We start from the raw sequence: 12,165 nt of genomic DNA, 5'->3' as shown, positions 1-12,165 counted from the left end.
GGGGACCTGCGGTCTCCGTTAAACGAACGTTACGTCAGGCAGCGGTGGTGCGGCGCGAGCGCCGGTGCAGCACCAGCACCAGGCCGGCGATGCCCGCGACCGTGACGGCGCCGGACGCCGCGAGGATGCGGCGGATCAGGGGCGTGTAGACCCCGGTCTGCGGATCGTAGCCGTAGCACAGCAGCACGAGCCGGTCGGCGAGGCCGCCAACCCGTCCGTCGCCGGCCTCGACCAGGGCGAGGCGCAGGTCGCGGGCGGTCATCGCCAGCGGCGACAGCGCCCGGGCGACGCGTCCGTCGCCGGTCAGCACCAGGGCGCCGGCGGGGTGGGCGTAGGAGTCGGTGTCGCGGTCGTAGGCGTAGGTGTAGCCGACCGCCCGCGTCACCGCCTCGACCGAGCCCGGCGCGCCGGTCAGCACCGCGGCGCCGGCGATGAGCGGCCCGGAGCCGAGCTGCTCGGCCACCATGGCGCGGGCGGCGGAGTCCGCACGCGGGTTGATGCCGAGCGTCACCAGCCGGTAGTCGCGGCCAGGCACGAGCCCGGTGGCGGCGAGTGCCGTGCCGGCGACGGCGAGCATCGGGTCGCAGACGTTGCGGCAGGCATAGTCGAGGGGCATCAGCAGGGCCGGGCGCCCCGCGAGCGCCTCGCCGAGGCTCAGGCGCCGTCCGTCGGCGCTGTCGGTGAAGGCGGCATCGAGAGGCGCCCTCGCCCCCGGCGGCGGCGACAGGGCGACGCCCGAGAGGTCCTTCGGCGACAGCCCCGCCGCGGCCGGATGGGCGAGGAGAGCGAGGAGGGCTGCGAGGCCGAGGCGCGCGGGCCGGATGCCGGAAACTCTCATCGCTTGCCTCGACCGCCCGGAAGCCGCACCCTCGCGGACGAGATAGGGCGGCCGCGCATCACCGGCGCGACGGACGCGACGCCGCAGCGGGAAAGAGGTGACGATGAGTGGCGATTCCGACGAGATCCGCGACGCGGACGCCCTGCGCGGCCACATGGGCCCGGTCAGCCGCCTCGCCGAGGGCAAGGTGCAGGCCCGGCTCGACCGGCACGCCCGCGCCTTCATCGCGCTCTCGCCGTTCCTGGTGGTCGCCACCGCGGATGCGCAGGGCCAGGCCGATGCGAGCCCGCGCGGCGACGCGCCGGGCTTCGTCCAGGTGATCGACGACGCCACCCTGCTGATCCCGGACCGGCGCGGCAACAACCGTGCCGACAGCTTCGGCAACCTGCTCGCCGCGCCCGGCATCGGCCTGATCTTCCTGGTGCCGGGCCTCACCGAGACCCTGCGGGTCAACGGCACCGCCCGGCTCACCACCGACCCGGCCCTGCTCGCGCCGCTCGCCGCACAGGGCAAGGTGCCGACCACCGGGCTCGTCGTCACGGTGCGCGAGGCGTTCTTCCATTGCGGCAAGGCGGTGATGCGGGCCCGGCTCTGGGACCCGGCGGCGCAGGTGCCGCGCGCGAGCTTCCCGAGCCTCGGCCGCGTGCTCGCCGAGCAGACCGGCGCCATCGGCGTCGCCGAGGCCGAGCGATTGATGGAGGAATCGTACCGGACGCGGCTCTACTGAGGGGTGCTCGCCCTGGTTGTCCACGCCGATCCACCGCCCGTTAGTTGCGCGCGGGGCGGAACCAGCCCCGCCGTGATAGTGTACCACCCGAGGGCGCCCGTGCGGGGTGCGCCGCCGGAGGCGAGGATCATCCGATGACAGGACAGGAGAAGCCCGATCCCCTTCGGGTTCTCGTAGTCGAGGACGAGTATTTCATCGCCGACGACATCTCGCGTGCCCTGATCCGCCACGGGGCCGAGGTGGTCGGCCCGGTGCCGACCGTCCGGGAAGCGCGGGCGCTCCTGGATTCGGAAAGCCTCGACCTCGCGGTCCTCGACATCAACCTGCGGGGCGAGCTGGTCTACCCCCTGGTCGCCGAGCTGAGCCGGCGCGGCGTGCCGATGGTCTTCGCCACTGGCTACGACGTCACGGCGATTCCCGCCGATTACGAGGCGATCCCGGCCTGGTCGAAGCCCTTCGACTACAACGCGCTCGCCGACGTGCTGCCGGGCCTGCGGCGCACCTGACGCAGGTGTTCTGCCGCACCGCAGCGGAACCGTCACGCTGCAACCCTGTTCTGCATCGGAGCGATGTCTGCCCCGACGGCAGCACAGGAGACGGAGTGTATGGCAGAGAAGGAAACGAAGGCCTTTCCGGCCGCCGCGAGCACGCGGGTCCCGTTCGCGCTGGCCCTGTCGGCGCTGGCCGGCTGCGCGGACGCGATCGGGTTCCTCGAATTCTCGCAGCTGTTCATGTCGTTCATGAGCGGCAACACCACCCGCCTCGGCGCCGCGGTGAGCCTCGGTGACTGGGGCAACGTCACCCGGGTCGGCAGCACCATCGCGCTGTTCTGCTTCGGCGCGTTCCTCGGCACGCTCATCGCCGCCGCCGTCGGTTACTGGCGCCTCGCGGTGCTGCTCGGCCTCCAGGCGGCGCTCCTCTGCGTCGGCCTCGCCATGCCGCGCGGGCCGTTCGAGTTCCCACTCCACGCCTACCCGATCGTGCTGGCGCTCGGCATGCAGAACGCCGTCCTCCAGGACGAGGAGGGGCGCAGCCTGGCGCTCACCTACGTCACCGGCGCGGTGGTGCGCTTCGGCACCGGGCTCGCCAACCTGCTCCTCGGCCACCCCTCGCCGTCGTTCTGGATCCAGGCGCCGCTCTGGGCCGCCCTGACCGTCGGGGCGATCACCGGCGGCCTCCTGCACGGCGCCTTCGGCGAGCGCGCCTTCCTGGTGCCGGCGGTCGTCGCGGCGGCGCTCGCCGTCACCGCCCTGGTGATGACCCTGGTCCACGGCGACGGGCCGCTCGTCTCCGGCACCAAGTCGCCGGCGCCGGACGCCGCCGCGACCGCCCCGCCGGTGGTGTGAGGCGAGCCCGGAGCGGTGATCCCCGCTCCGGCAAAGATTACGCATCGTTCATGGGGCGGAGACACCGGCGTAAGCCGGCTGGGCCGATAACGGCATGGTCGCCGGACGCGGCGGCGCCCATCACCCCGGGCGCCGCCGCGTTTCAAGGCCCCGAGGGCCGAGGCGCCGGGTCATCATCGTCGCCCCCCAGACGACCCGGTGCAGCGTGCCGCGGCAGGCCGAGCCCCCCGCTCGGCCTGCCGACCCCGGCGGCGATGCCCGGCATGCCGCGGATCCTCCCCCGATCGCGCGGCATGCCGGGCGGGGCCCGCCCCGGGTTCGAAGGGCGCCAGGATCCCGGATCGCAAAACTCCCGCGCGCCGGGGATCTGCCCTAGAATGCCCGACATGCGCCTTCTGATCATCGAGGACGACCGCGAGGCGTCCAGCTACCTCTCCAAGGCTTTTCGCGAGGCCGGCCACGTCGCCGACACCGCCGATGACGGGCTCGACGGCTACGCGCTGGCGCGCGAGGGCGCCTACGACGTGCTGGTGGTCGACCGCATGTTGCCGAAGCTCGACGGCCTGTCGCTGATCCGGTCCCTGCGCGAGCAGGGCGTCGAGACGCCGGTGCTGATCCTCTCCGCGCTCGGCCAGGTCGACGACCGGGTGAAGGGCCTCAAGGCCGGCGGCGACGACTACCTGCCCAAGCCCTACGCCTTCTCCGAGCTGATGGCGCGGATCGAGGTGCTGGCGCGCCGGCGCGGCAGCGGCGGCACGGCCGCCGAGGCGACGGCCTACCGCGTCGGCGACCTCGAACTCGACCGGCTGTCGCACCGGGTCACCCGGGCCGGCCAGGAGATCCCGCTCCAGCCGCGCGAGTTCCGCCTGCTCGAATACCTGATGCGCCATGCCGGCCAGGTCGTCACCCGCACGATGCTGCTGGAGCACGTCTGGGACTACCATTTCGACCCGCAGACCAACGTCATCGACGTCCACGTCTCGCGCCTGCGCGCCAAGGTCGACAAGGGCTTCGAGCGCCCGATGATCCACACCGTGCGGGGGGCAGGCTACATGGTGCGTGCCGGCGGCGAGGCGTGAGCGCCTCACCTTCGAGCCCTCCCGGCGCGAGCGCCCCGGACGGCGTGCTCGCCCGCCTCGGCGCGCTGTTTCGCACCACCGCGTTCAAGCTGTCGCTCGCCTACCTCCTGGTCTTCGCCGCCTTCGCGTTCTTCGCGCTCGGCTACGTCGCCTGGAACGCCCGGCGGGTCCTCGACGACCAGATCGTCTCGACGATCGAGGCCGAGATCAACGGCCTGTCGGACCAGTACGCGTCCGGCGGCATCCGCCGCCTCGTCAGCGTGGTCGAGCGCCGCTCGCGCGAGCCCGGCGCCTCGCTCTACCTCGTCACCACGCCTGCGGGCGAGCACGTCGTCGGCAACGTCGAGGCGCTGCCGCCCGGCGTGCTCAACGAGCCCGGCCAGACCGAGACCGCCTATGGCCGCAGCACCGACGGCGACCGCCTCGACCACCGGGCGATCGTGCGGATCTTCACCCTGCCGGGGGGATTCCGCCTGCTCGTCGGCCGCGACGTCGAGGAGCGCGACCGCCTGCGCGCGGTGATCGGGCGCGCCTTCGCCTGGTCGCTGATGCTGGTGGTGGGCTTGGGCTTCCTCGGCAGCTGGTTCATCGCCCAGCGCGTCCTGAAGCGCGTCGACCACATGACCGAGATCACCCGCGGCATCATGGCGGGCGACCTCGACGGGCGGCTGACGCTCGCCGGCACCGGCGACGAGCTCGACCGGCTGGCGAGCAACCTCAACGCCATGCTCGACCGCATCGGCGAGCTGATGCGCGGCATGCGCGAGGTCTCCGACAACATCGCCCACGACCTCAAGACCCCGCTCACCCGCCTGCGCAACAAGGCCGACGCGGCCTTGCGCGAAGGGCGCGACCCGGATGCCCTGCGGGCGGCCCTGGAGGCCAACATCGAGGAGAGCGACAACCTGATCCGGGTGTTCAACGCGCTCCTGATGATCGCCCGGCTCGAGGCCGGCAATGCCCGCGAGGGCTTGGGCGAATTCGACGCCGGGGCGGTCGCGCTCGAGGTCGCGGAGCTGTACGAAGCGGTGGCGGAGGAACGCGGCGTCGCGGTGCAGGCCGAGGTCGAGGACGGCCTGGTGCTGCACGGCAGCCGCGAATTGATCGGACAGGCGATGGCGAACCTGATCGACAACGCCCTGAAATACGGGGCAGCGGCGAGCGAGCCCACGGTCCGCGTCGCGGCGCGGCGGGAGGACGGCCACGTGGTGCTCACCGTGGCCGACCGGGGCGAGGGCATTCCGGAAACTGAGCGCGGCCGGGTGCTGGAGCGCTTCGTGCGGCTCGAGACCGCCCGCTCCCGTCCGGGCTTCGGATTGGGCCTGAGCCTCGTCAACGCCGTCGCGCGGCTGCACCAGGGCAGCTTCATCCTCGAGGACAACGCACCGGGCCTGCGCGCGACCTTGCGCCTGCCGGCCCTGCGCGATCAGGCGGCCCGGGAGATCGCCGCGTGACCGGGCTGTCCGCACGCCTGACCCGGGCGCCCCGCCTCGCCGAGCCGGAGCGGGCGCGAGGCCGCCTCGCCGATCTCCTCGCCGCGGCGCCCGACCTCGCGCCCCTTCTAGGCGAGGGCGGTCCCGCGCGCGACCTCCTCCTCGGCGTCGCCGACCATTCGCCGTTCCTGTGGGGCTTGGCCTCCCGCGATCCCGCCCGGCTCGCCGGCCTGCTCGAGCGCCCGCCGGAGGAGTCCAGCGCCGCGATCCTTGCCGACCAGCGCGGGGCCGGTCTTGCCGGCGGCGACGTCGCGCAGCGGCTTCGCCGCAACCGCGCTGCCCACGCGCTGCTGGTGGCGCTCGCCGATATCGGCGGGGTCTGGTCCCTGGAGCAGGTGACGGCGGCGCTCTCGGATTTCGCCGACGCCTCGGTGAGCGCGGCGGTCGACGCGGCCCTCGTCCAGGCCGCCGGCGCCGGCCGCTTCCTGCCCCCCGATCCGGCGAATCCGCAGGGAGGATCGGGCCTGATCGTCCTCGGCATGGGCAAGCTTGGGGCCTGCGAGCTGAACTATTCGAGCGACGTCGACCTGATCGTGCTGTTCGATCCCGACGTCGCCCCGCTGCGCGAGGGCGTCGAGGCGACGCCGTTCTTCAGCCGGATCGCGCAGACGATGGCGAAGCTCCTCCAGGAGCGCACCGCCGACGGCTACGTCCACCGGGTCGACTACCGCCTGCGGCCCGATCCCGGCTCGACCCCGACCGCCCTGTCGCTGCCGTCGGCCTACACCTACTACGAGACGGTGGGCCAGAACTGGGAGCGCGCCGCCTTCATCAAGGCGCGGCCGGTCGCCGGCGACCTCCCGCGGGCGGAGGCCTTCCTGGCCGAGCTGCGGCCGTTCGTCTGGCGCAAGTACTTCGATTTCGCCTCGATCGCCGACGTGCACGCGATGAAGCGGCAGATCCACGCCGTGCGCGGCCACGGCGCCATCGCGGTGGCCGGCCACGACATCAAGCTCGGGCGCGGCGGCATCCGCGAGGTCGAGTTCTTCGTCCAGACCCAGCAGCTGGTCTTCGGCGGGCGGCGCCCTTCGCTCCGTGGCCGGCGCACCCTGGAGATGCTGGCGACGCTCCACGACGAGGGCTGGATCACCCCGCAGGCCCGCGACGAACTCGCGGACGCCTACCGCTTCCTGCGCGGTGTCGAGCACCGGCTCCAGATGGTGGCGGACGAGCAGACCCAGCGCCTGCCGGAGGATCCCGCAAAGCTCGGCCGCTTCGCCCGCTTCCTCGGCTATTCCGACGAGGCCGCCTTCGGCGAGGCGCTGACCGCCGAGGCGCGCCGGGTGCAGGGGCATTACGCGCTGCTGTTCGAGGCCGAGCCGGACCTCGCGGCGGAGGTCGGCGACCTCGTCTTCACCGGCGTCGAGGACGATCCGGAAACCCTCGCGACCCTGCGCCGCCTCGGCTTCCGGGCGCCGGAGCGGGCGACCGAGACGGTACGGGGCTGGCATTTCGGCCGCCGCCCGGCGGTGACGAGCCCGCGCGCCCGCGAGGTGCTGACCGAGCTGGTGCCGGCGCTGATCCAGGCGCTCGCCGGCACCGCCGATCCCGACGGGGCGCTCGCCGCCCTCGACCGCGCCTTCGGGCGGATGCCGGCGGCGGTGGAACTCCTCACCATCCTGCGCTCGCACGAGCGCCTGCGGCTGCTCTTCGCCGACCTCCTCGGCACCGTGCCGCGGCTCGCCGACACGGTGGCGTTCAGCCCGCACGTCCTCGACGCGGTGATCGACCCGGCCTTCGTGGCGCCGGTGACGGACACCGACGCGCTCGCCGAGCAGTTCCGGGCCGGCCTCGGCCGCCCCCGTGACTACGAGGACTTCCTCGACCGAAGCCGCGACGCCGCCCGCCAGCTGCGCTTCGTCACCGGCGCCCGCCTCCTCTCCGGCATCCTGCCGCCGGCGAGCGCTGGCCGGGCCTATGCGGGCATCGCCGAAGCCGCCGTCGCGGCCTCCCTCCACGCGGTCGAGGCCGCCTTCGCCGAGGAACACGGCCGCGTGCCGAGCGGGCGCTTCGCGGTGCTCGGGCTCGGGCGCCTCGGCTCGCGCCAGCTCACCGCCGATTCCGACCTCGACCTCGTGGTGCTGTACGATTTCGACCCCGAGCGGCGCGAGAGCGACGGCAAGCGCCGCCTCGACGCGGCGGTCTACTACAACCGCCTGACCCAGCGCCTCGTCGCGGCGCTCACCGTGCCGACGCGGCGCGGCCGACTCTACGAGGTCGATCTTCGCCTGCGCCCGAGCGGCGGCCAGGGTCCGATCGCCAATCAGTGGCAGCGCTTCTCGGCCTATTGGCGCGAGGAGGCGGCCCTGTGGGAGCACATGGCGCTCACCCGGGCGCGCGCCATCGCGGGCGATGCGGGCCTGATGCGCGAGGCCGACGACACCGCCGCCGCGGTCCTGCGCCAGCCGCGCGACGCGACGACCGTCGCCGGGGAGGTGAAGGCGATGCGCGCGCTCGTCGCGCGCGAGAAGGGCGATCACGGCCCCCTCGACCTCAAGCTCGCGCCCGGCGGGCTCCTCGACCTCGACTTCCTGGCGCAGGCCCTCGTCCTGGCGCATGCGAGCGCCCGTCCCGACCTCGTCGGCCTCGACGCCCCGGAGGTGCTGGAGCGCGCCGGCGCCCACGGCCTCGTCGACCGGGGGCTCGCCGGCCGCCTCGTCACCGCCTACCGACTCCTCGACGACGTCCACCACTGGCAGCGCCTGATGGTCGAGGGCGAGTTCTCCCGCGCCGCCCCGCCGGCGGCCCGGGCCCGCCTCGCCGCGGCTCTCGGCCAGCCCGACGAGGCGGCGCTCGTCGCGCTTCTCGCCGAGACGCGGGGCGCGGTGCGGTCGGCGTTCGAGGCGCTGCTGTAGCGGCGTCGACCCGGCACGACGAACCGCGCGGGCAGGGGTCTCGCTCACCGCCTCGCAGCATGGCCGGACGGAACGACCTGCGCGGCCCTGCGTTACTGCCACGCTTCCGAGCCGGCGCCCTGATGCGGCGCATCCGCGTGACCTCGCCGCCACGTCCGACCGGATTCCTGATGACTTAGCGTAAATAGAGCGGATAAAAAGCTCATAGCTGACCGATGCATTCGCGCGACGGGCGAGAGGTGTCGGATGTTGGTGCAAACAGACTGATCTCGAGGCACAGACCGGCTGATTTACGCAGGATTAAGGCGTTCATTGTCATACCCTGCCCATCACATGCCTGCGCCAGGGACCGGACCCGTGCTCGCCAGATTCAAGATCCTCCACAAGCTCACCGCCGCCGTCCTGCTGATCGCCGCCCTGGTGGGCGGCTGCGTCTGGTACGCGCAAGGGCGCATGACCGCGATCGACGACGCCTACAGCGTGTTCCTGGTGCGAGAGTCGCGTGCGTCGAGCAGCGCCAGCCTCCTCAACCGCACCCTCTACACCCTGAGCTACGCGACCTTCCGCATCATCGCCGAGACCGACGAGGCGCAGATCCGCCGTGCCAACACCGAGTTCGACGACGCCCTCGCGGGGCTCAAGCCGGGCGTCGCGACCCTGCGCGAGCGGGCGCCGACCTTCGCGGCCCGCGTCGACAAGATCGCCCGCGACCTCGACGATGTGGCCGCCAAGCTCGCCAAGGTGCGCGACCTCGCCCTCGCGCACCGCAGCGCCGAGGCGCTCGAGCTGTTCCGGCGCAGCGTCGATCCCGTCATGAGCGGCCAGATCCAGGAGACCCGCAAGCTCGCCCTCGACATCCAGGACTACGTCGCCAAGAGCTCGGACGACCTGACCGACCAGACCAACGCCACCCGCACCCGGCTGATGCTCGTCAGCGGCCTCGGCCTCGTGCTCGGCCTCGTGACGGTCGCCCTGGTGACGGTACTCGGCGTGACCCGGCCGATCGGCCGCCTCGTGCGCGTCCTCGAACGGATGGCCCGCGGCGAGATCGAGGCCGAGATCGGCGAGGCGCGCCGGGGCGACGAGATCGGCGCCATCGGCCGGGCGGTCGAGGGCATCAAGGCGATGGTGTCGCAGAAGGCGGCCGAGCAGGCCGAGATCAAGCGGATCGCCGACGCGGCGGCGGCCGAGGAGCGCCGTCGCACCATGATGGCGCTCGCCGACGGGTTCGAGCGGGCGGTGGGCGGCATCGTCGGCCAGGTCTCGGCCTCGGCGACCGAGCTGCAGGCGACCGCCGGCCAGATGACCGGCACGGCGACCGAGACGGCGAGCCAGTCCGCCGCCGTCGCGGCGGCCGCCGAGGAGGCCGCCTCCAACGTCGGTACCGTCGCGGCCGCGGCCGAGGAGCTCGGCGCCTCGGTGGCCGAGATCGGCCGCCAGGTCGACGGCTCGGCGGGCCTCGCGCGGGCCGCCGTCACGGAGGCCGACCGGACCGGCGCCCGGGTGCGCGAGCTGAGCCAGACCGTCGGCCGGATCGGCGACGTCGCCGGCCTGATCTCGTCGATCGCCGCGCAGACGAACCTGCTCGCGCTCAACGCCACGATCGAGGCGGCGCGCGCGGGTGCGGCCGGCCGCGGCTTCGCGGTCGTCGCCGCGGAGGTGAAGGAGCTCGCCGCCCAGACCGCCAAGGCCACCGAGGAGATCGGCCAGCAGATCGCCGCGGTGCAGAGCGCCACCGGCGAGACGGTCACGGCGATCACCGCGATCACCGAGCGGATCCGCGAACTCGACACCGTGACGGTGGCGATCGCCGCCGCGGTCGAGGAGCAGGGGGTCGCGACGCAGGAGATCGTCCGCAACGTCTCCCAGGCCGCGACCGGCACCGGCGAGGTCACCGGCAACATCGCGGGGGTGGCGGGCGCCGCGGAGGAGACGGGCGCCGCCGCGACCCAGGTCCTCGCCTCGGCCACCGAGCTGTCGCGCCAGTCCGAGCATCTCGGCGCCGAGGTCGCGCGCTTTCTCGCCACGGTGCGGGCGGCCTGACGGCCGAGGGTTTCCCGCTCGTCGTTCCAAGCCCCGGGCCCGCGCGGCGGATGCCCGGGGCTTCGCGATTCGGGCGCAAGAAGCGGGATGCGGCGCCTCCTCCCGGCCCCGTAAGGGTTCGACCGAGGAGGACACCGCATGGCCGCTTTCCGCTGCATCCCGATTCCGACCGAGACCGCCGACCGCTTCCGCCGGACCGGCACCGACGACCGCGGCAACCCGCTCCGGCGGATCGTCGCGACGCAGGACGGCGCGTTTCCGTGCCGGCACTGCCTGCGCCTCGCCGGACCGGGCGAGACGATGCTGCTCGGCTCCTACGACCTGCCGAAGCCGCTCGGGATCTACTGGACGCCGAGCCCGATCTTCCTGCACGAGGCGGAGTGTCCGCGCGCTGAGGCGGTCGACGAGGTCGCGCCGATCGTGCGCGAGAACCCGCTCGTCTCCGTGCGCGCCTACGACGACCGGCACCAGTGTCTCTACGATCTCGGCCATGTCGGCGCCGGTGCGGAGGTCGACGCGCCCCTCGCGCGGGCGCTCGACGATCCCCGTACGGCCTTCGTGAATATCCACACGGCACGCCCAGGGTGCCTGCTGGTACAGGTCGAGCATAGGCCGGTCGCGGAGGATGCCGGCCGGGGATGAGACCCGACGATGCCGGGACCTGCCGAGTTGCCGATTCGCAAAATTATGGTTGGCCTGGCTCGGTGGGGCAGGCTTGGTTCGGGGACGCTTGGGCAGGCTGATCGCCGGCGTCAGCGATGTTGTCGGGCGACCACCCGTCCGAAGGCGGCGTGCCCCGGTTGGAACCATCCCGGCGGCGTCTCGTTGATCGCCGGGATTTCCCCGGCCCTACCGTCAGCCCCAGCCGGGCTGCCGTCCGGGCCTTTTCTGTACCCGGATCCAGGCGGCGGGCGTCGAACGAGGTATTTCATCCTGTGAGCTTCCACGAACGGCACAATTGACATCCTGTGCACGCCCCTGCTTAATTTCCACGCAATCTGTCGCCCCAGGCTCAGCTGCGGCGACTACAATACAACGGTACTGGAGGAATAAATGCCGGTCGGACAAATCAACTACCGCGTCAGCGTTCGCCCGGATCCAGGCAACCGCGCCCGGTACCTGTGGACCATCTATGGTACTCAGTCCATGTTCTGGGAGGAGTCACCGGATGCGTTCACATCTGTCGAGCAGGCCCTCGATGCAGCGAACGAGCGGCTGGCCGAACTCACGCGCTGATGCCATTCTGATCGTGAGGACGCAAAAGCCGTTCAGCCCCGGCGACGCCGCGCTGCCGGCCGCCGCGCGCTGATGATTGCGCGGGCGGTCCGAGACCGGCCGTCCTCACGGCTCTCGATCAGCGATCCGCCGGGATGAAGCGGAGGATACCGGCGCGACGCGCCGGCCTGCCGGTGTCGCCGGGATGCTCGACCCCGTCCGTCACCGGTACCTCGGGAAAGTCGAAGGGACTGACGCCGTCCAGGCAGGCCACGTTCACCGCGTAGAGGCTGGTGTCGGACCGGCGCTGATGATGGGTGTAGATGCCGCAGCGCGAGCAGAAGAAGTGCTGCGCCGATCCGGTGTGGAAGCGGTAGCGGGTCAGGGCGTCCTCGCCGCGCAGGATCGCGACCCCACCCGCCTCCGCCATGGCGACGACGGCGCCCCGCATGCGGCAGTACGAGCAGGTGCAGCGGCGGATCGTGTCGAACCCGTCGCCGAGCGACGCCTCGAAGCGCACGGCACCGCAATGGCACTGGCCGGCCCGGAGGATCCTGCTGCCCATCGTC

Annotated in this window: 11 protein-coding genes; 9 read left to right on the top strand and 2 right to left on the bottom strand. The window is 72.7% G+C overall.

Going from position 1 to position 12,165, the window contains the following annotated elements; translation table 11 throughout:
* Positions 1 to 34 precede the first annotated feature (34 nt).
* A complete protein-coding gene (locus ACS5PV_RS02340; protein WP_455393757.1) occupies positions 35 to 838 on the bottom strand; it encodes an electron transporter in 804 nt (267 codons plus the stop codon).
* A gap of 103 nt (positions 839 to 941) precedes the next feature.
* Between ACS5PV_RS02340 and ACS5PV_RS02335 the strand changes: the two genes are divergently transcribed.
* The 9 genes from ACS5PV_RS02335 to ACS5PV_RS02295 all read left to right on the top strand — a co-directional run bounded on the left by ACS5PV_RS02335 (position 942) and on the right by ACS5PV_RS02295 (position 11,617).
* Positions 942 to 1,565, top strand: a complete 624-nt coding sequence (locus ACS5PV_RS02335) for a pyridoxamine 5'-phosphate oxidase family protein (RefSeq protein ID WP_455393756.1) — start codon at positions 942 to 944, stop codon at positions 1,563 to 1,565.
* A 134-nt stretch (positions 1,566 to 1,699) separates the two neighbouring features.
* The gene (locus tag ACS5PV_RS02330; RefSeq protein ID WP_455393755.1) at positions 1,700 to 2,071 is read left to right on the top strand and encodes a response regulator; all 372 of its coding nucleotides are present in this window, start codon (positions 1,700 to 1,702) and stop codon (positions 2,069 to 2,071) included.
* Between the two features lie 99 nt (positions 2,072 to 2,170).
* On the top strand, positions 2,171 to 2,911 hold the full coding sequence (locus tag ACS5PV_RS02325) for a YoaK family protein (protein ID WP_455393754.1): 741 nt from the start codon (positions 2,171 to 2,173) through the stop codon (positions 2,909 to 2,911).
* 386 nt (positions 2,912 to 3,297) lie between these two features.
* The gene (locus tag ACS5PV_RS02320) at positions 3,298 to 3,990 is read left to right on the top strand and encodes a winged helix-turn-helix domain-containing protein (protein ID WP_455393753.1); all 693 of its coding nucleotides are present in this window, start codon (positions 3,298 to 3,300) and stop codon (positions 3,988 to 3,990) included.
* A complete protein-coding gene (locus tag ACS5PV_RS02315) occupies positions 3,987 to 5,444 on the top strand; it encodes an ATP-binding protein (RefSeq protein ID WP_455393752.1) in 1,458 nt (485 codons plus the stop codon). The genes ACS5PV_RS02320 and ACS5PV_RS02315 overlap by 4 nt, the downstream gene beginning before the upstream one ends.
* Entirely contained in the window at positions 5,441 to 8,338 is a 2,898-nt protein-coding gene (locus tag ACS5PV_RS02310) for a bifunctional [glutamine synthetase] adenylyltransferase/[glutamine synthetase]-adenylyl-L-tyrosine phosphorylase (protein ID WP_455393751.1), read from the top strand. The genes ACS5PV_RS02315 and ACS5PV_RS02310 overlap by 4 nt, the downstream gene beginning before the upstream one ends.
* 333 nt (positions 8,339 to 8,671) lie before the next feature.
* On the top strand, positions 8,672 to 10,381 hold the full coding sequence (locus ACS5PV_RS02305) for a methyl-accepting chemotaxis protein (RefSeq protein ID WP_455393750.1): 1,710 nt from the start codon (positions 8,672 to 8,674) through the stop codon (positions 10,379 to 10,381).
* Positions 10,382 to 10,519: 138 nt separating this feature from the next.
* A complete protein-coding gene (locus ACS5PV_RS02300; RefSeq protein WP_455393749.1) occupies positions 10,520 to 11,023 on the top strand; it encodes a DUF1203 domain-containing protein in 504 nt (167 codons plus the stop codon).
* Between the two features lie 411 nt (positions 11,024 to 11,434).
* Positions 11,435 to 11,617: a hypothetical protein gene (locus ACS5PV_RS02295; RefSeq protein WP_455393748.1), complete on the top strand. Its 183-nt coding sequence runs from the start codon at positions 11,435 to 11,437 to the stop codon at positions 11,615 to 11,617.
* A gap of 118 nt (positions 11,618 to 11,735) precedes the next feature.
* Here the strand turns inward: ACS5PV_RS02295 and ACS5PV_RS02290 are convergent, their stop codons facing one another.
* Complete coding sequence (locus ACS5PV_RS02290) at positions 11,736 to 12,161, bottom strand: GFA family protein (RefSeq protein WP_455393747.1); 426 nt, start codon at positions 12,159 to 12,161, stop codon at positions 11,736 to 11,738.
* Positions 12,162 to 12,165: the final 4 nt, after the last annotated feature.

The sequence above is a fragment of the Methylobacterium sp. Gmos1 genome (assembly GCF_053764715.1).
The sequence above is the reverse complement of the archived record's forward strand: the minus strand, read 5'-3'. Positions and strand labels throughout refer to the sequence as shown.

Bases quoted from the DNA above. Each gene is read 5' to 3' on its own strand.
- ACS5PV_RS02340 (WP_455393757.1), bottom strand. From the start codon at position 838: ATGAGAGTTTCCGGCATCCGGCCCGCGCGCCTCGGCCTCGCAGCCCTC.
- ACS5PV_RS02335 (WP_455393756.1), top strand. From the start codon at position 942: ATGAGTGGCGATTCCGACGAGATCCGCGACGCGGACGCCCTGCGCGGC.
- ACS5PV_RS02330 (WP_455393755.1), top strand. From the start codon at position 1,700: ATGACAGGACAGGAGAAGCCCGATCCCCTTCGGGTTCTCGTAGTCGAG.
- ACS5PV_RS02325 (WP_455393754.1), top strand. From the start codon at position 2,171: ATGGCAGAGAAGGAAACGAAGGCCTTTCCGGCCGCCGCGAGCACGCGG.
- ACS5PV_RS02320 (WP_455393753.1), top strand. From the start codon at position 3,298: ATGCGCCTTCTGATCATCGAGGACGACCGCGAGGCGTCCAGCTACCTC.
- ACS5PV_RS02305 (WP_455393750.1), top strand. From the start codon at position 8,672: ATGCCTGCGCCAGGGACCGGACCCGTGCTCGCCAGATTCAAGATCCTC.
- ACS5PV_RS02300 (WP_455393749.1), top strand. From the start codon at position 10,520: ATGGCCGCTTTCCGCTGCATCCCGATTCCGACCGAGACCGCCGACCGC.
- ACS5PV_RS02295 (WP_455393748.1), top strand. From the start codon at position 11,435: ATGCCGGTCGGACAAATCAACTACCGCGTCAGCGTTCGCCCGGATCCA.
- ACS5PV_RS02290 (WP_455393747.1), bottom strand. From the start codon at position 12,161: ATGGGCAGCAGGATCCTCCGGGCCGGCCAGTGCCATTGCGGTGCCGTG.